Raw genomic sequence first — 16,691 nt, 5'->3', positions numbered from 1 at the left:
CACCAGGTCCGCTCGTACGAGGGCCCGTGCCCGGGATGCACTCCGGGGCGCGGGCCCTCGTCCGTGCGCGGGCGGGCCCGAGGCCCCGGGTCAGGCGAAGAGCACGCAGGTGGCGGCCGGCACCGCCACCGAGCCGGCCCGGCGCGGCCGCCCGGTCAGCGGGTCGACGTCGAACCAGGTGACGTCCCCGGAGCGCTCGTTGGCCGCGTACAGCCGGCGCCCCGAGGGGTCGGCGGCGAGGTCCCGCGGCCAACTGCCACCGCATGCCACGCTGTCCGTGAGCCGCGGCTTCTCGGCCCCCTCGGCGAGCGAGAGGGTGACGACGGTGTCGGCGCCGCGCACGGCCGCCCACACGAAACGGCCGTCGGGGGAAGCCACCACGGCCGAGGGATGGGCCCGTACGGCGCCTGGGGCGGCCGCTGGGGCGACCGGAACCTCACCGATCGGTTCCAGTTGCCCGGACCCCGCGTTCCAGCGGCAGACGGTCAACTGCGGCTCCAGCTCGTGCAGGACGTAGACGACCTCGCCGTCCGGATGGAACACGAGGTGGCGCGAGCCCGTCCCGGCGCGCAGCGCGGTCTCGCCGTGCAGGCGCAGCGCCCCGGTGGCCGGGTCCGGCGCGCAGACCCGGACCGAGTCGGTGCCGAGGTCCACGCTGAGCACCCAGCGGCCGCTCGGATCGGGCAGCACCTGGTGGGCGTGCGGCCGTTCCTGGCGGCTCGCGTCGGGGCCGGAGCCCCTGTGGACGAGGACCGATGCGGGCCCGGACACGGTGCCGTCCGCGGCGAGCGGGAGGCTGCTGACGCTGCCGGAGGTGTAGTTGGCGGTCAGCAGCCGGCGCCCGGCCACGCTCAGGTGCGTCGGCCCGGCCCCGCCGACCTGCACGGCGGGGCCGAGCACGGCGAGGCCGTCGGGGGTGGACCGGAAGGCGGCGACCGCACCCTGCTCCGTCTCGCTGACCGCGTAGAGGACTCCGGCGCCCCGGTCGAGGGCGAGGTACGAGGGGTCGGCGACGGCGTCGGTGGTCGAGAGGAGGGTCAGCGCACCGGTCGCCGGGTCCACGTCCGCCGTGGTGATGCCCCGGCCGCCCGCCGAGGTGAACGAGCCGATGTGGACCCGGTGTCCGCCGCTGCGGTCCCTGCCGTCCGTGCCCCTGATGCCGTCCGCGCCGCCCATCGGATGCCCCTCTCCGCCGTTTCGGATCGATCCGTGCGGAGCCGACGGTAACAGAAGGTCTAGACCAGATACCGGCCTTGGGCGCGTTCCTGCGCTCCGCGGTGGTGCACGAAGGCCGTCGAGCTCGGCCGGTCCTCGTAGGTGCGGTGGAAGACGGGGGTCGCCGAGCCGGAGATCGGCGGCACGATCCAGGACCAGTCGGCGCCCACCTCGCGGCCCTTGCGCTCTTCGCGCTCCAGGTGGCTGAGGAAGCGCCGCGACTCGGTGTGGTGGTCCGCGATGGTCACCCCGGCCCGGTCGAACGAGTACAGGACGGCCCGGTTGAGCTCGACGAGCGCGCGGTCCTTCCAGAGCGAGCGGTCGCTGGAGGTGTCGAGGCCCAGGCGCCGGGCGACGGCGGGGAGGAGGTTGTAGCGGTCGGTGTCCGCGAGGTTGCGGGCGCCGATCTCGGTGCCCATGTACCAGCCGTTGAAGGGCGCGGCCGGATAGTGGATGCCGCCGATCTCCAGGCACATGTTGGAGATGGCGGGCACGGCGTGCCAGCGCAGCCCCCAGTCCGCCCATCCGGCGTCGTCGGGGTGCCGGATCGGAACCTCCAGCACGGCGTCCACGGGGGTCTCGAACCAGCGCGGTTTGTCGTCGACGCCCTGCACCACCAGCGGGAGGAGGTCGAAGGGGGTGCCCGCGCCCCCGGTCCAGCCGAGGCTCAGCAGCGCGCTCGTGAGCGGGGCGTTGCGGGCGTCGCCCACGGTGACGGAGTGGTGGTCGCCGTAGCCGGCGTACCGGATGAGCTGTTCGCTCCAGATCAGCGGGCCGGGACGGCCGGGGGCGTCCGGGGCGAAGACGGTGATCGTGGGTCTGACCCGGCCGCCGTTGGTCGCGTCGCGCAGGTGCGCGAAGCACTCGGCGGCGATGTCTTCGGCGTCGGTGAGATCGCGCCGGTCGCGCACGCGCAGCGAGTTCCAGTACAGCCGGCCTATGCAGCGGTTGCTGTTGCGCCAGGCGACACGGGCCCCGTGGACGAGCTCCTGCGAGGTGTGCCGGTAGCTTCCGGTGTCCGCGAGCTCGGCCCGCACGGCGGCGAGCCGGGCCCGCGGATCACCCGCCTGCGGATTCTCCCGGTGGAAGAGTCGGACGAACTCCTCGGCTGCTTCCCACACTTCGGCTGTGGTCGAGCGCTGTCGAAGTATTTCCATCCCGGGCGGTTACCCCCTGTCCGACCAGATCCACCCTGTAGGTGCCGGATGAATGTGCCATCACCGGTCACCCGTTGTACATGCCGCAGATGAGCGCCGCGGGGAACGCGCATCCGGGACACTCCACCGAGTGATCTTCGGGCCATTGCCCTGCGGAGGGGGCCCGGCAGGGCGTACGATCCGCCGTCAGCGGGGCTCTGACCTCGGGACATCGGGCCCGCCGGAGCAGCCGGGCGGCTGCCCGCGACGGTCAGGCGCTGATGACGAGGGGCGAGCGCGGGTCGGTGCGCAGCGGGGCGTGCAGGGCCACGAGGGCGTGTTCCAGTCCGTGCAGGTGCGCGAGGGCCGGTTCCGCGGCGGCGGGCCGGGGGTGCGCCGCACCGGCGGGTCCCGCCGTGTCCTTCGGGGCGGTCAGCGCCTCCACGGCGGCCTCCACCCGCCAGCAGGCGGCGGCCAGCCGGGCGTCGTGCGACGCCTGCGGGTCGGCCGCGACGGCCACGAGCCCGCGCACCTCCCGCGCACAGTCGTCGAGCAGCCCGAGGACCTGACGGGCCCGGGCCTTGCGGGCGCGCAGCGGGCTCAGCGGGTGGACGAGGGGCGCGAGGGCCATCCGTACGCGGCCCAGCAGCAGCTCCAGTTCGGCCGCGTGCGGGGCGGGATCGGCGTCCGGGTCCCCGGCGAGGCGGGCGAGGGAGGCCGCGGTGGACGCGCGTACGCAGTGCAGGGCGCGCTGGATCCAGGCGTCGTTGGCGGCATGCGTGGTGACCGGCAGGACGAGCACCACGGCGAGTGCGGCGCCCAGCGCGCCGATGGCGGTCTCCTGGAAGCGCAGGAGCAGCAGGCCCGGGTGCAGGACGCCGAGGAGCCCGTAGAGCAGTCCGGCCATGACGGTGACGAAGAACATCATCCAGGAGTACGAGGGCGCCGCGGTGTAGAAGATCCCGAAGACGCATACGGCGACCAGGGCGGCGGTGGGCGCGGGCGCGCCGTGCAGCGGTACGGCGATCAGCAGCCCGGCGGCGATGCCGACGACCGTGCCGAGGACCCGGCGGAACCCGCGGACGAGGGTCTCGCCCCGGGATGCGGTGTTGACGAAGATCCACCAGGCGGTGCCGACGGCCCAGTACCAGCGGGTGTCGGAGAGCGCCTGGCCGACGCCGAGCGCGAAGGCGCAGGCGGCGGTGGCCTGGAAGGCCTGCCGGGTGGTGGGCCGGGCCAGGCCGGTGCCGGGCAGGCCCGGCGGCGCGGCGGGCGGCGGTGTGCGCCGCTCGATCGGCCAGAGGACGAACCGCACGGCTCCGGCGGCGAGCAGCGCCAGCCCGACGGCGGCGTACAGCTCGGGCAGCTGGGCGGGCACGGCGTGCAGGAACTGCGTGACGAAGAACATCATGAAGGCGAAGATCCCGAGGGCGTGCCCGCGCGGCCCCCAGCGGCGGGCGTAGACCCCGGCGAACACGACGGCCAGGAAGGCGGCGTCCCTGGCCGGCGGCACCGCGTGCAGGCCCGTGGCGAGCGCGAGGACGGGGAAGCCGGCGACGGGCAGCAGGGCGCTGGTCACGCGCTGGGCCCGTACGGTCGGGTCGAGCACGGTGAACAGGGTGAGCAGGGCCGCCAGTCCCCCGGTGATCGAGGCGGTGAGGGAGAGACCGCAGAGCTCGGCCACGGCGACGGCGGAGGCGACGCCGAGCGTGGCCCGCAGCGAGTTCTTCAGTCTCAGGCGCCCCGGATCCGGAGCCACGAACATCCTCTTCACGGCGGTGTGCCGCCCCCCTTGCAGTGGTGCGCGCCGGCCCGGCGGCCGCCCGGGGGTGGTGGGCGGCAGGCGGGCACGGCGAAGGCGCCGCGCTCCGGACCGGCCTCGTTGCCGCCCGGCGCCGCGCGGCGCCGAAAGTACATGGATACGACACAGATAAGCATCCGAAGGCCCACTGGCTCAACCCGGCTCCTTCTCACTGGTCCATTGGCCCAGTGAGAGAGTGCTCGTGTCGGCCATGTGCGGCCAACGGACCAGCCGTCGCTCAGGCGGGGCGGCGGGCGTAACAGAAGAAGTGCTCCTCGGGTGCGACGGGCGGCGTCACCGGACCTCCCGGAGCCGCCGGCCCTCCCGGGCCTCGCGGAGCCGCCGGGCCTCGCGGAGCCGCCGGAGCCGTCTCCGGCCGGAACAGCGCGGTGTGGTGCTCCAGCACCTCCAGCCCCGCCGCTCCCAGCAGCCGCAGGTGCTCGGCCGGGGACAGGCTGCTGACGGTGACCTCGTGCCCCATCCACACGATGTCGAGGTCGCTGATGTCCCCGGGCACCGTGGCCATCACGAAGTACCCGCCGGGCGCCACCCACGACGCCATCCGCTGCAGCGACGCCGCCACCTCCCGCTGGGACATCACCAGCAGCGGGAAGAAGGAGCACACCGCGTCGAAGCCGCCCTCCGCGGCCGTGTACGTCCGGACGTCGGCCTGCTCGAACCGGGCCTGCGGCACCCGGGACCGCGCGAGGTCGACCATGTGCGCCGACACGTCGATCCCCGTCACCGCACACCCCGCCCGGGCGAGTGCCTCGGCGGCCGGGCGGCCCGTACCGCTCCCCACGTCCAGCACGCGGGCACCCGGGGCGAGGCGGGCGGTGAGCCAGTCCAGTGCGGCGAGCTGTCCGGGAACGCGCCCGAACACCTCCTCGTACCGGGCTCCGACCTCGTCGAACACGTCCGCTGCGGACTTGCCGTCACTCATCGGCGCCCCTCACCCTCGTCCCGGTTCGCGTCCGTTCCACGCCCCCCGGTCGGGTCCCGGACGGCGCCGTGGGGTTCCTGCCCGGGCGCGCGGGCGGGAAACGGCGGGCGCGGGATCACGCCCGGCCGTGGGAGGCCGCCGCGACACGGCCCGACTCGATGACCCCGAGGTCCGCCGTCAGCGAGTCGAACCAGGCCGTCGCGGCGAAGTACAGGGGTCCCGCGTCGGGGGGCGCCGCGTCCGCGGGTCCCGGCAGGTCCGGTACCCCGGGGCGGGCGACGGCCTCGGGACCACCCGGCGCGCCCGGTCGGACCGGCCCGACCGGCCCGCTGTGTCCGCCTGCCCCGCCCGGCCGGATCGGCTCCGGGTCAGTGACCGGAGCCGGGGCCGGCTGCCCGTGCTTGTGCGGGACGTCGGCCACGGCCGCCGCCCGGCGCAGTCCGGCCGCCACGCGGGCCGCGTAGTCCCCGAGCTGCGCCGCCTCGCCGCGCGCGAGCGGCGTTCCGTCCGCGCTGCCCAGGACGCGCCCGGCGCCCCAGAGCACGTGGTGTCCGGTCATGACCGTGGCCTGCCAGTCCGGGCCCGGCCCGGCCGGGCGCTGCGTCTCGGTCTGGTACTGGGCGTACGCCGACTCGGCCATGACCAGCGTGAACCGGACCCGGTGCTCCTCGTCGCCCGCGGACGGCGCGGGCCCCCGCGGCGCCGTGACGACGGCGGTGGTCGACTCGACGTCGTCGGCGCAGGCGCGCAGCAGCGCGGCCACCGCCCGGCCCAGTTCGTCCTGGGCGCCGCGCGGCCAGGCCAGGAGCCCGCACACGATCCCGATCGCGCTGCCGATGGTCACGTCGAGGAAGCGGACTTCGGCGAGCTGCCAGGTGACCACGGACAGCTGGGCGAAGACGACGGAGACGACGAGGGTGAACAGCGCCTGCGCCCAGCCCACGCCCCGTACGGGGCCGACGGTGAAGGTGAACAGCATCAGCGGCGGGAGCACGATCGCGTAGACGGTGGTGTCCCCGCCGGTCAGGGCGAGCACCGTGCCGGCGGCGACCGCGCCCAGCGAGGTGCCGATCAGTGCGGTGCGCACGGTTCCGCGCGTCTGCACCGCCGTGGTCCGGGTGAGGCTGAGGACCGCGAGCATCGCCCAGAAGCCGTGCGGGAGCGAGTCGAGCCCGGCCACGGTGCGGGCCACGGCGAGCGCCAGCGCGATCCGTACCGCGTTCTGGAAGTACACGGACCGCGGTCCGGTGTGGGCGGCGATCCGGTGCCACCACAGCCGCGCGGTGCTCTGCCGCAGGTACCAGAAGCGGTCGGCGGTGTCCCCGGTCGGGTGCGCGTTGCGTCCCTCCACGGCGATCTCCGCCGCCGCGCGCAGCGCCACCGCGGCGTCGGCGACCTCCAGCAGGGCGGCCTGCCGGCGGCGGGACTCGGGCAGCTCGGCCGGGGTGCGGGAGTTGCGGGCCCGCAGGCGCAGCAGTTCCGCCGAGTCCGCGACGGGCGGGCGTCCGTCGCGCAGCAGGGTGGAGCTGCCGCACGCCGATGCGCGGACCGCGCCCAGGAGTTCGAGTCCGGCCGGCCTCGGCTCCCGCCCGGGCGCGGGCGGGGGCAGGTTCCGGAGCCGGGAGAGCAGGGTGCGGGCGGCCAGCCCGGTGTGGGCCAGTGCCCGCTCGCGCAGGCCCGGCCCGGCGGGGCGTTCCGCCTCCGGCACCCGGGAGGACCGCAGTGCCTCGGCGGCCGCGCGGGCCCGGTCGGAGGCGGCGGCGTCCAGGACGTAGGGCGGCTCCGCCAGGGCGGCCGCGCAGCGGGCGGACTCGGCCACGGAGGCCGCGGCCCGTTCCGCGTACGTCGCCACCCGCGGGTCGGGCAGCACCCACGCCTCGGCCATGATCAGCAGCAGGAGGCCGGTGAGGGTGCCGGCGAGCCGTTCGTCCAGGGTGTGGGGGGCGTACGGCGGGAAGCTCGGCAGGATGTACAGCAGTTGCAGCCCGGACGCGGAGCCCGCCGGCCGTGGTCCGGCCGCCGCCGAGAAGGCCACGCAGAAGCCGACCACGGCCATGCCGAGGACGGCGCTCCAGGTCCGGACGGCGAGGAGGGTGCCCACGGTCACCAGGACGCAGGCCACCGGCAGCAGCTTGACCATCACCGCGGCCCGCTGCCGTCCGGTTCCCGGGATGCGGGAGAGGCCGGCCAGGGAGACCGCGGCGAAGAGTGCGTAGGTGGCGCCGACGGGCCGGTCGAGTCCGTACAGGAACAGGTAGAAGCCCGTGCAGGCGGCCAGTGTGGTGCGGACCGCCCGGCGTGCGGCCGCCGGCAGTGGGCCGGTGCCCGTACGGAGTTCCCCAAGGGCTCGCACGGTTTCAGAATCCCACGGGAGGCGGCGCGTCTCTCGGCGGAACGCCCGCACGGTCCGGGGCCCGTCTTCCGGACGACGCGACCTAGCTAGGGGTGGGTGTTCCAGCCTGCGATCACCGGGAGGCCGTGCTCGGTGGACAGGATGCTGACCGTGCCGGTGCGCAGCAGGAAGAGCCGGCCGTCCTGCGGGGGCAGGCCCAGGTAGCGGGCGGTCAGGACGCGCAGGAAGTGGCCGTGGGCGACGATGACGACGTCTCCGCGGTCCTCGGCGAGGACCGCGGCGGCCCGGGCCAGGGCGCGGTCCGCGCGGGCACCGACCTGGTCGGCGTCTTCGCCGGGGTGTTCGGCGTCCCCGGGCGGGACCCCGTCGGTCCACAGGGACCAGTGCGGGCGGGTCCGCTGGATCTCGGCCGTGGTGACGCCCTCGTAGCCGCCGTAGTCCCATTCGTACAGGTCGGGGTCGGTCACGCCGTCGCTCAGTCCGGCGAGTTCGGCCGTGGCGACGGCCCGGCGCAGCGGGCTGGTCAGCACCAGTGCGAAGTGCCGGTCGCGGAAGTGGGGTGACAGCGAGATCGCCTCCTCGACGCCGGCGGCGCTCAGCGGCACGTCGGTCCGTCCGGTGTGGCGCCCGGTGGCGCTCCATGCCGTCTCACCGTGTCTCACCAGCAGCAGGTCGCTCATGCTCCGGACCCTAAGCCCTGCGGCATGTCGGCGGCGAAGGATCCGGGACGCATGTCACCGTCGGGCGTCATGGACGTGCGACCGCACCCCGCGCCGCCGCCTCGGTCGACGGTGCTGGTGGGCGCGCTGGACCGCCGTGACCGTGATGACGGAGGCGGTCAGCCTGCTCGCGCGCGGGGTCCCAGCGGGCGCGGTGGTGCCGGCGGCGGCCCCTCCTATCCGCCCCAGTCGCAGCTGCACGCGCTCTGAGGGGCGGCGTGGCGCACCTCCCGACCCTCCGCGCCGGCAAAGCGATGCGAAAACGCTGCGACTGGCCGCCGGGCCGCGTCATGGCGAGGCTCGGGGCATGGACGAGAAGCAGCGTGAGCAGTGCGTCATGCGGGGGTCCGCGCCGGATGCGGAGGCGACGGCGGGTCTCGCCGCGGGCTTCGCGGCGGGCGACGAACGCTGCATGGAGGCGGTCTACCGGCGCTGGCGGCCGCTGGTCCACACGCTGGCCCGCCGGGCCCTGGGCGATGAACGGGAGGCCGAGGACGTCACCCAGCAGGTCTTCCTCGCCGCCTGGCACGGGCGGCGCCGCTACCGGCCCGGCCCGGGCGGCCTCGGCGCCTGGATCACCGGCATCACCCGTCACAAGGTGGCCGACGCCCTGGAGGCACGGACCAGGCGGGCACGGGCGGCGGCCGCGGCCGCCGCAGGTGCCGCCCCAGGCTGGCCCGACCGTCCCGGGAGCCTCCCGCGGCAGGAATCGGAGCAGGTCCTGGACCGGCTCATGGTCCTCGGGGAACTGGCCAGACTGCCGTCCGACCAGCAGCGGGTGCTGCGCCTCGCCTTCTACGCGGACCTGACGCAGACGCAGATCGCGGACCGCACCGGGCTTCCGCTGGGCACCGTCAAGAGCCATATGCGAAGGGCCCTGCACCAGCTGCGCCGGTCGCTGCCCGCGGCGGTGCCAGCGACTCGATGACGGCGAGGCCCGAACGCAGCCCGTACAGCCGCTCGGTACGCGGGGCCGGCGGGCCGGGGCTCCAGCCGGGCCCGGCGAGCAGCAGGGCCGAGTGGGAGCGGGCGCCGCGCAGGCCCCACTCGATGGCGGCCACCGACCGCGCGAGGGCCGGGTCCGCGGTCGCACGGGACTGCGCCCACAGGACGACGGCCCGCGGGCCGGTACGCCGCACGGCGTCGTGCAGGGCTTCGGCGGGCAGGGCCGCGCCGAACATCCGGGCGGGCACGCCCCGTTGGCCCAGGGCCGCGGCCAGGGCCTCGATGGGCAGGCTGTGCTGCTCGCCGGGAACGCAGGCCAGCAGTACGGGCGGGGTCCGGGGCGGCTCGGGCACGGGCCGGATCCGGTGGAACGCGGCGGAGACCTGCCAGGACAGCAGGTGCTCGACCTCCACGTAACGCTCCCCGGCGGAAGCCCATTTGCGGCCCACCGCGTGCAGGGTCGGTGCGATGACCTGCTCCCAGGCGGTGACCAGGCCGTGCTCGGCCAGGGCCTCCTCCAGCAGGTCCGCCACGGTCGGCGCGTCCAGGCGTACGGCGGCCCGCGAGAGCCCCCGGCATTCCGGGCGGACCGCGCCCAGCGGCAGCGCGCTCGGCCCGCCGGGGGTCTGCGGCGCCTCGGCGCGGCGGGTCGGGGAGGTGCCGCCGAGGGCCGCCCGGGCCGCCTCGGCCGGGGGTACCCCGTCGGCGGTGAGCCGGCACATCAGCTCCAGCCGGGCGATGTCCGGTGCGGTCCACCGGCGGTGCCGGCCGGCCTCGCGGTGGGCGGGACCGATCGCGTACCGCCGCTCCCAGGAGCGCAGCGTGGTCGGCGAGACCCCGAGGTGGCGGGCGACCGCGCCGGTGCTCAGTGCGGCGGCGGGCGGCTGGTGCTGCTGCGGGGTCTGCCGGGGTGGTGTCTGCCGGGGTCTCTGGGGCATGCGGTCCACCCGCTCACGATACGGTTCCGCGGCCCGGCCGCAGGCTCACTCGCCGCCCCGTCCCCGCCGGAACCTGTCGAGCCCGTCGGCGAGTTCGACGATCCGCGGCGGGTAGGCGTAGCGGGCCCGTTCCGGCTCGGGAAGACGCCAGGGCTCGTGCACCTGCGGGGCGTCGAGCCCGGCCAGTTCCGGCACCCAGCGGTGCACGTAGCGGCCCGTGGGGTCGTAGCGCAGGCCCTGGCGCACCGGGTTGAGGACGCGGTTGGGCCGGGTGTCGGTGCCCGTACCGGCCACCCACTGCCAGTTGAGCTGGTTGTTCGCGAGGTCGCCGTCCACGAGGAGGTCAAGAAAGTGCCGGGCACCGGTCCGCCAGTCCACGTACAGGGTCTTGGCGAGGAAGCTGGCCGTGAGCAGCCGGCCCCGGTTGTGCATCCAGCCCTCGTGGAGCAGCTGGCGCATGGCCGCGTCGACCACCGGGTAGCCGGTCCGGCCCTCCTTCCAGGCCTCGGTCTCCTCGTCGGCGGCCGCTCCGGTGCGCCAGTGGTCGCGGCGGTCGCGGTAGTCGCGCACCGCGGTTTCGGGGCGGGCGGCGAGCACCTGGTGGTGGAAGTCGCGCCAGCAGATCTGCCGGACGAAGGCCTCGGCACCGGGTCCGTCGGCGGCGGAGCGGGCCCGGTGGACGGCCTCGGCGGGCGAGAGGGTCCCGAAGTGCAGGTGCGGGGAGATCCGGGAGGTGGCGTCGCCGGCCAGGTCGTCATGGGCGTCCTCGTAGCGGGAGAGGCCCGCGCGCAGCCAGCGCTGGAGGAGTTCACGGGCTTCGCGCTCTCCGCCGCGCGCGAGGCCCGGGGAGACCCCGGTCACGGACGTACGCCGGGGCAGCGGTTCGGAGCCGATGCCCTCCGGCACGCGCACGGAGCGGGGGGCGGCGACGGGGGCGCGGGGCGGCAGTTCGCTCCAGCGGCGGAAGTACGGGGTGAACACGGCGAAGTGGTCCGAGCCCGCGGGGAGCACGGCCCCCGGGGCGACGACCGTGATCACGGCCTCGTGCACGTAGAGCCGCCGGCCCTCGGCTTCGAGGGCGGCGCGGAGCCGCTCCTCGCGGGCCCGGGCGTAGCCGCTGACTCCGGCCGCCATGTGGACCTCGTCGGCGTCGCACTCCTGGACGAGGGCGCAGACCTCGTCGACGGCGTCGCCGGAGCGCAGCACGAGGTGCCCGCCGCGTTCGCGCAGCCCGGCGTCGAGGTCGGCGAGGCAGTCGGCGAGGAAGGCGAGCCGGTTGGGCGCGGCGAAGCCGGCCGCGTCGACGGCGCGGTCGCGGACGAAGAGCGGCACCACCCGGTCACAGGAGGACAGTGCCGCCCGCAGCGGCGGGTGGTCGTGCAGGCGCAGGTCTGAGGTGTACAGGACCACCGCGACGTTCATGGTGTGTCTCGCTCCGCTTCAGCTCCGGGGGGACGGTCGTCAGCCACTACTTCGCCCGGTGCGGCGGGTTCGGATGCGGCCGCCTCGGGTACGGCGGCCTGTGCTGCCGCGGTCTGCGTCGCGGTGGTCCGCGCTGCCGTGGCCTCCTCGTCCAGGCGGCTCGCGGCGCGGGCGATGTTGCGGGCCATGCCGCCGAAGACGACGGCGTGGAACGGCGACACGCTCCACCAGTAGAGGTGGCCGAGCAACCCGTGCGGATGGAACAGCGCGCGCTGCCGGTACCGGGCCCCCCGGGCCCCGGCCGGGGCGCTCCCCGCGGGCCGGTCGGCGCACATCTCCAGCCAGGCCAGGCCCGGCAGACGCATCTCGGCGCGCAGCCGCAGCAGGCGGCCAGGGACGATGTCCTCCACCCGCCAGAAGTCGAGGGAGTCGCCCACCCGCAGCCGGGCCGCGTCGCGCCGGCCCCGCCGGATGCCGACGCCTCCGACGAGCCGGTCCAGCCAGCCCCGTACGGCCCAGGCCAGCGGGAACGAGTACCAGCCGTTCTCCCCGCCGATGCCCTCGACCACCCGCCACAGCGCGGCGGGCGAAGCGTCGACGGCGAGTTCCCGCTCGTCGGTGTAGAGGCTGCCGCCGGCCCAGTCGGGATCGGTGGGCAGCGGGTCGCTGGGGGCGCCGGGGTAGCCGGCGGAGGACCAGCGGGTGGTCACGTTGGCCTCGCGCACCCGCTGGAGGGCCAGCGACAGGGCCTGGTCGAAGCCGATCGGGGCGCCGGGCGGCTCGGGGACGTACCGCGCGATGTCGTGCTCGGCGCACACCACCTCGTGGCGCAGGGACTCGGCGAGCGGCCGGGCCAGCGCGCGCGGTACGGGGGTGACCAGGCCGATCCAGTGGCTGGAAAGCCGTGGCGTGAGCATCGGGACGCGGAGGATGAAGCGCGGCGGCAGCTGCGCCACGGTGGCGTAGCGGCGCATCATCTCCTCGTACGTGACCACGTCGGGACCGCCGATGTCGAAGGTGCGGCTCACTTCGGGCGGCATCCCGGCGCTGCCGACGAGGTAGCGCAGGACGTCGCGTACGGCGACGGGCTGGACCCGGGTGCCGACCCAGCTGGGCGTGACCATGACCGGCAGCCGTTCGGTCAGGTAGCGCAGCATTTCGAAGGAGGCCGAGCCGGAGCCGATGATGACGGCGGCGCGCAGGACGGTGGCCGGCACCCCGGAGTCGAGGAGGATCTGGCCGACCTCGGCGCGGGAGCGCAGGTGCGGGGACAGCTCGCGGACCGGGATGCCCGCCGGGGTGAGCCCGCCGAGGTAGACGATGCGCCGGACCCCGGCCGCACGGGCCTGTTCGGCGAAGATCCGGGCGGCTGCGCGGTCGCGGTCCTCGAATCCCGATCCGGCGCCGAGCGCGTGGACGAGGTAGTAGGCGACGTCGATCCCCTGCATGGCCGCCCCGACGGACTCCGCGTCGGTGGCGTCGCCGCGGACGACCTCCGCGCGCCCGGCCCAGGGGTGGTCGCGCAGCTTCTCCGGGGACCGGGCCAGACACCGGACGCGGTGTCCGGCATCGAGCAGCTCAGGCACCAGTCGGCCGCCGATGTAGCCGGTGGCCCCGGTGACCAGGCAGTGCAGACCGGTGGTGGCCGTCATCGCTGTCTCCGCTCCTCGTTACGTACAGGTCTGCGGGCGGCGCCCCCCGTAAGGGATTCCCGCAGACGGGCGTCGGCGGATGCACCGGGACGAAAAGGCGCTCCACTGGGCCATTGGTACAGTCGCGACATGGCGGTGGACGAACTCGACACCCGGATCCTGCGTCTGCTGATCGAGCAGCCGCGCACCAGCGTCCGCGAATGCGCACGGATCCTCGGGGTCGCGCGGGGCACGCTCCAGGCCCGCCTGGACCGGCTGGAGCGCACCGGGGTGATCACCGGAACCGGTCCCGTGCTCTCCCCCGCCGCGCTCGGGCATCCGGTGCTGGCCTTCGTGCACATCGAGGTCACCCAGGGACACCTGGACGAGGTCGGCGAGGCGCTCGCCGCCGTACCCGAGATCATCGAGGCCTTTTCGATCACCGGTGGCGGGGACCTGCTGACCCGGGTGGCGGCCCGCGACAACGCCCACCTGGAGGACGTGATCCAGCGGCTGATCCGGCTGCCCGGGGTAGTCCGCACCCGTACGGAGGTGGCGCTGCGCGAGCGCGTCGCGCACCGGCTGCTGCCGCTGGTCGAGTCCGTCGGACGGGCCGCGCGCACATCCTGACAGGATGGTCGGGACACGTACACGACCGGCAGAACGGGCACAGCGGATGATTTCCGTCATATTCGATCTCGACGGCACCCTCGTGGACAGCGAGCCGAACTACTACGAGTCCGGGCGGCGCACCCTGGCGCGGTACGGCGTCCCCGATTTCACCTGGGAGCAGCACGCCCGCTTCATCGGCATCGGCACGCTGGAGACGCTGGAGATCCTGCGGGACCGGTATGGGATCGAGGCCCCGGTGGAACAGCTCCTGGCCGAGCAGAACGCCGCCTATCTGGAGCTGGCCCGGACCGGGACCGAGGCCTTCCCCGAGATGCGCCGGTTCGTGGAACGGCTGCACGCGGAGGGTGTCCCGATGGCGGTGGCGTCGGGGTCCTCGCGGGAGGCGATCGACGCGGTGCTGGCCGGGACGGCCCTGGACACGCTGCTGACCACGGTGGTCTCGGCCGAGGAGGTGGCGCACGGCAAGCCCGCCCCCGACATCTTCCTCGAAGCGGCCCGGCGGCTCGGAGCGGACCCCGCCGACTGCGTGGTCGTCGAGGACGCGGCCCCGGGCGCGCAGGCCGCCCATGCGGCCGGCATGGCCTGCGTGGCGATCCCGTACGTGGCCGCCACCGCAGACGACCCGGCGTTCGCCACGGCCGCCCTCGTCTTCCGCGCCGGGCACCCGGAGTTCACGGCGGCCACGGCCCACGACTGGCTCTCCTCCCTCCGGCCCGCCCGGACGTAGAGGCCGGGGGGCGGGGGTCGGGGCCGGGGCCGGGGCCGGGCCGGGGCCGGGGCCGGGAAGATCCCGCGGCTCCACCGAGTTGGTAGAACCGTGAACGAAATGGTGCGGGGTGCGGAGACCGTCGACGTGGTGGTCGTCGGTGCCGGTCAGGCGGGCTTGTCCAGTGCGTATCACCTGGCGCGGGCGGGGATCGGGCACGTGGTGCTCGACCATGCGCCGCGTCCCGGCGGCGCATGGCAGTTCCGCTGGCCCTCGCTGACGTACGGCAAGGTGCACGGGATGCACGCGCTGCCCGGCATGGAGCTCACGGACGCCGACCCGCTGCGGCCGTCGTCCGCGGTGATCGGGGAGTACTTCGGGGCGTACGAGGACCGGTTCGGGCTGCGCGTGCGGCGCCCCGTGGACGTGACGGCCGTACGGGACGGGGGTGACGGGCGGTTGCGGGTGGAGTCCTCGGCCGGGACCTGGTCCGCGCGGGCCCTGATCAACGCGACCGGGACCTGGGACCGGCCGTTCTGGCCGCGCTACCCCGGCCAGGAGACGTTCCGGGGACGCCAGCTGCACACCGCGCAGTACCCGGGGCCGCAGGAGTTCGCCGGGGCGAGGGTGATCGTGGTGGGCGGCGGCACCTCGGCGGTGCAGCACCTGCTGGAGATCGCCGAGGTCGCGGCGGAGACCACCTGGGTGACCCGCCGGCCCCCGGTGTTCCGCGACGGGAGCTTCGGCGAGGCCGAGGGCCGGGCGGCGGTGGCGCTGGTGGACGAGCGGGTGCGCCGGGGACTGCCCCCGCAGAGCGTGGTCAGCGTGACCGGACTCCCGCTGAACGAGGCCGTCCGGGCCGGGCTGGCCTCGGGGGTGCTGGACCGGCGGCCCGTCTTCGACCGGATCACGGCCACGGGTGCCGCCTGGGCGGACGGGCGGCAGGTGGAGGCCGATGTGATCCTGTGGGCCACCGGGTTCCGGGCCGCCATCGACCACTTGGCGCCGCTGCGCCTGCGCGAGCCCGGCGGTGGCATCCGGGTCGAGGGCACCCGTGCGGTCCGTGACGAGCGGGTCCACCTGGTCGGCTACGGCCCGTCGGCCTCGACGATAGGCGCCAACCGCGCCGGCGGCGCCGCGGTCCGCGAGATCCGCCGCCTGCTGGCCCGCGGCACCGAGGCCCCCGACGGCACCGGCCGCTTCGACGGCACCAGCGGCACCGACGGCTTCGACGGCTTCGACGGCGTGCACGAACCGGCCGTCGCGCCCTCCGTCTAGCCGTCTAGAGCCGTCTAGCCGGCGCGGGAGCCCGCCTGGGCGCGCGCGGCGCGCTCCCCGTCGTGCCCACCGGCCCCCGATCCGGGACCGACCCCGGCAGCGGCCCGGATGCGGTTGAACTCCGCGACGTGCTTCCCGTGCTCCTCGTACGTGGCCGAGAAACGGGTGTCCCCCGGCCTCACCGTGACGAAGAACAGCCAGTCGCCGGGCGTCGGCGCGACGGCCGCGGCCATGGCCTCCAGGCCCGGGCTGTCGATCGGCGTCGGCGGGAGTCCCTGACGCTCGTACGTGTTGAAGGGGCTGTCGATCCGGGTCTCACTGAGCGTGGTGTCCACCGTGTTGCGGTTCAGCGCGTAGTTGATGGTGGAGTCCATCTGGAGGGGCATGGACAGCGCCAGCCGGTTGTGCACCACCCGGGCCACCTTGCCCCGGTCGGCACGGGATTCGGCTTCCGCCTCGATGATGCTGGCCAGCGTGGCCGTCTGGTACGGGGTCATCCCGTGCGCCTTGGCGCCGTCGGCAACGGCCTTGGTCGCGAGCTTCCGGTTGGCCGTCTGCACCATGTACGCGAGCAGCGTGGCCGGCGTGGACTTCGACGTCACCGGGTACGTCGCCGGGAACAGGAACCCCTCCGGATTGCCCTTCGCCTCCGCGGGGAGGGCCAGTCCGGCCGTGGGGACCGCAGCCTTGGTGGAACCCGCCGGGAGTTTCAGCACACGGTCGATCGCCGCGTACACCTGCGGCGCCCGCCAGCCTTCGGGAATGGTCAGCCGGCGCGGCTTCTCGGGGGCCTCCGCGCTCCGCAGCAGCGGAACGAGAGCGGCCGCACCGGTGGCGAGCAGCATGCCGAGGAAGAGCGCCAGACGGCCCCGGCGAGTGAGCCGGGAACGACGCCGTGGCGGCCGGTACTCATGATGCATGCGCGCACGCTAACCCGCGAAACGGCACATTCTGGGCATCACTTCCGTGCG

General features: G+C 75.1%; 14 protein-coding genes. 4 read left to right on the top strand and 10 right to left on the bottom strand.

All coding sequences use genetic code 11. The features are described from left to right. Nucleotides 1-90: 90 nt before the first annotated feature. From ACIPK4_RS28045 to ACIPK4_RS28020, 6 genes are all read right to left on the bottom strand, one after another. Nucleotides 91-1,176: a lactonase family protein gene (locus tag ACIPK4_RS28045; RefSeq protein ID WP_402317331.1), complete on the bottom strand. Its 1,086-nt coding sequence runs from the start codon at nucleotides 1,174-1,176 to the stop codon at nucleotides 91-93. Nucleotides 1,177-1,235: 59 nt separating this feature from the next. Continuing rightward, the gene (locus tag ACIPK4_RS28040; protein WP_402317329.1) at nucleotides 1,236-2,372 is read right to left on the bottom strand and encodes a nitric oxide synthase oxygenase; all 1,137 of its coding nucleotides are present in this window, start codon (nucleotides 2,370-2,372) and stop codon (nucleotides 1,236-1,238) included. 250 nt (nucleotides 2,373-2,622) lie between these two features. Further along, a complete protein-coding gene (locus ACIPK4_RS28035) occupies nucleotides 2,623-4,116 on the bottom strand; it encodes an FUSC family protein (protein WP_402317465.1) in 1,494 nt (497 codons plus the stop codon). Between the two features lie 274 nt (nucleotides 4,117-4,390). After that, a complete protein-coding gene (locus ACIPK4_RS28030) occupies nucleotides 4,391-5,095 on the bottom strand; it encodes a class I SAM-dependent methyltransferase (protein ID WP_402317327.1) in 705 nt (234 codons plus the stop codon). Nucleotides 5,096-5,210: 115 nt separating this feature from the next. Then, the gene (locus ACIPK4_RS28025) at nucleotides 5,211-7,448 is read right to left on the bottom strand and encodes an FUSC family protein (protein ID WP_402317325.1); all 2,238 of its coding nucleotides are present in this window, start codon (nucleotides 7,446-7,448) and stop codon (nucleotides 5,211-5,213) included. Between the two features lie 86 nt (nucleotides 7,449-7,534). Continuing rightward, on the bottom strand, nucleotides 7,535-8,128 hold the full coding sequence (locus ACIPK4_RS28020; RefSeq protein ID WP_402317322.1) for a histidine phosphatase family protein: 594 nt from the start codon (nucleotides 8,126-8,128) through the stop codon (nucleotides 7,535-7,537). A 346-nt stretch (nucleotides 8,129-8,474) separates the two neighbouring features. Here ACIPK4_RS28020 and ACIPK4_RS28015 point away from each other — a divergent pair, with 346 nt between their 5' ends. Further along, complete coding sequence (locus ACIPK4_RS28015) at nucleotides 8,475-9,095, top strand: RNA polymerase sigma factor (RefSeq protein ID WP_402317319.1); 621 nt, start codon at nucleotides 8,475-8,477, stop codon at nucleotides 9,093-9,095. Here ACIPK4_RS28015 and ACIPK4_RS28010 read toward each other — a convergent pair. From ACIPK4_RS28010 to ACIPK4_RS28000, 3 genes are read right to left on the bottom strand one after another with little or no spacing between them, the layout of a single operon-like run. Further along, entirely contained in the window at nucleotides 9,022-10,050 is a 1,029-nt protein-coding gene (locus ACIPK4_RS28010) for a MerR family transcriptional regulator (protein ID WP_402317316.1), read from the bottom strand. The two genes, ACIPK4_RS28015 and ACIPK4_RS28010, sit on opposite strands and share 74 nt — an antisense overlap. A 45-nt stretch (nucleotides 10,051-10,095) precedes the next feature. After that, nucleotides 10,096-11,472: a cryptochrome/photolyase family protein gene (locus ACIPK4_RS28005; RefSeq protein ID WP_402317314.1), complete on the bottom strand. Its 1,377-nt coding sequence runs from the start codon at nucleotides 11,470-11,472 to the stop codon at nucleotides 10,096-10,098. Then, nucleotides 11,469-13,124 carry an SDR family oxidoreductase gene (locus ACIPK4_RS28000; protein WP_402317311.1) on the bottom strand — a complete coding sequence of 552 codons (1,656 nt, stop codon included), beginning with the start codon at nucleotides 13,122-13,124 and terminating at the stop codon, nucleotides 11,469-11,471. The genes ACIPK4_RS28005 and ACIPK4_RS28000 overlap by 4 nt, the downstream gene beginning before the upstream one ends. A gap of 129 nt (nucleotides 13,125-13,253) precedes the next feature. Here ACIPK4_RS28000 and ACIPK4_RS27995 point away from each other — a divergent pair, with 129 nt between their 5' ends. From ACIPK4_RS27995 to ACIPK4_RS27985, 3 genes are all read left to right on the top strand, one after another. After that, nucleotides 13,254-13,733 (top strand): Lrp/AsnC family transcriptional regulator, encoded by a 480-nt coding sequence (locus ACIPK4_RS27995; RefSeq protein WP_402317308.1) that lies wholly within the window; start codon nucleotides 13,254-13,256, stop codon nucleotides 13,731-13,733. A 46-nt stretch (nucleotides 13,734-13,779) separates the two neighbouring features. After that, nucleotides 13,780-14,463, top strand: a complete 684-nt coding sequence (locus tag ACIPK4_RS27990; RefSeq protein WP_402317306.1) for an HAD family hydrolase — start codon at nucleotides 13,780-13,782, stop codon at nucleotides 14,461-14,463. Nucleotides 14,464-14,562: 99 nt separating this feature from the next. Then, a complete protein-coding gene (locus tag ACIPK4_RS27985) occupies nucleotides 14,563-15,720 on the top strand; it encodes an FAD-dependent oxidoreductase (protein ID WP_402317463.1) in 1,158 nt (385 codons plus the stop codon). 14 nt (nucleotides 15,721-15,734) lie between these two features. Here ACIPK4_RS27985 and mltG read toward each other — a convergent pair whose 3' ends face one another. Continuing rightward, the gene (gene mltG, locus ACIPK4_RS27980) at nucleotides 15,735-16,640 is read right to left on the bottom strand and encodes an endolytic transglycosylase MltG (protein ID WP_402317303.1); all 906 of its coding nucleotides are present in this window, start codon (nucleotides 16,638-16,640) and stop codon (nucleotides 15,735-15,737) included. Between the last annotated feature and the right edge of the window lie 51 nt (nucleotides 16,641-16,691).

Origin of the sequence: Streptomyces sp. NPDC086989, assembly GCF_044745505.1 — a bacterium.
Classification (GTDB): Bacteria; Actinomycetota; Actinomycetes; order Streptomycetales; family Streptomycetaceae; genus Streptomyces.
The sequence above is the reverse complement of the archived record's forward strand: the minus strand, read 5'-3'. Positions and strand labels throughout refer to the sequence as shown.

Bases quoted from the DNA above. Each gene is read 5' to 3' on its own strand.
- ACIPK4_RS28000 (WP_402317311.1), bottom strand. From the start codon at position 13,124: ATGACGGCCACCACCGGTCTGCACTGCCTGGTCACCGGGGCCACCGGC.
- ACIPK4_RS28045 (WP_402317331.1), bottom strand. From the start codon at position 1,176: ATGGGCGGCGCGGACGGCATCAGGGGCACGGACGGCAGGGACCGCAGC.
- ACIPK4_RS28020 (WP_402317322.1), bottom strand. From the start codon at position 8,128: ATGAGCGACCTGCTGCTGGTGAGACACGGTGAGACGGCATGGAGCGCC.
- ACIPK4_RS28005 (WP_402317314.1), bottom strand. From the start codon at position 11,472: ATGAACGTCGCGGTGGTCCTGTACACCTCAGACCTGCGCCTGCACGAC.
- ACIPK4_RS27985 (WP_402317463.1), top strand. From the start codon at position 14,563: ATGGTGCGGGGTGCGGAGACCGTCGACGTGGTGGTCGTCGGTGCCGGT.
- mltG (WP_402317303.1), bottom strand. From the start codon at position 16,640: ATGCATCATGAGTACCGGCCGCCACGGCGTCGTTCCCGGCTCACTCGC.
- ACIPK4_RS28010 (WP_402317316.1), bottom strand. From the start codon at position 10,050: ATGCCCCAGAGACCCCGGCAGACACCACCCCGGCAGACCCCGCAGCAG.
- ACIPK4_RS27995 (WP_402317308.1), top strand. From the start codon at position 13,254: ATGGCGGTGGACGAACTCGACACCCGGATCCTGCGTCTGCTGATCGAG.
- ACIPK4_RS28015 (WP_402317319.1), top strand. From the start codon at position 8,475: ATGGACGAGAAGCAGCGTGAGCAGTGCGTCATGCGGGGGTCCGCGCCG.
- ACIPK4_RS27990 (WP_402317306.1), top strand. From the start codon at position 13,780: ATGATTTCCGTCATATTCGATCTCGACGGCACCCTCGTGGACAGCGAG.
- ACIPK4_RS28035 (WP_402317465.1), bottom strand. From the start codon at position 4,116: ATGTTCGTGGCTCCGGATCCGGGGCGCCTGAGACTGAAGAACTCGCTG.
- ACIPK4_RS28040 (WP_402317329.1), bottom strand. From the start codon at position 2,372: ATGGAAATACTTCGACAGCGCTCGACCACAGCCGAAGTGTGGGAAGCA.
- ACIPK4_RS28030 (WP_402317327.1), bottom strand. From the start codon at position 5,095: ATGAGTGACGGCAAGTCCGCAGCGGACGTGTTCGACGAGGTCGGAGCC.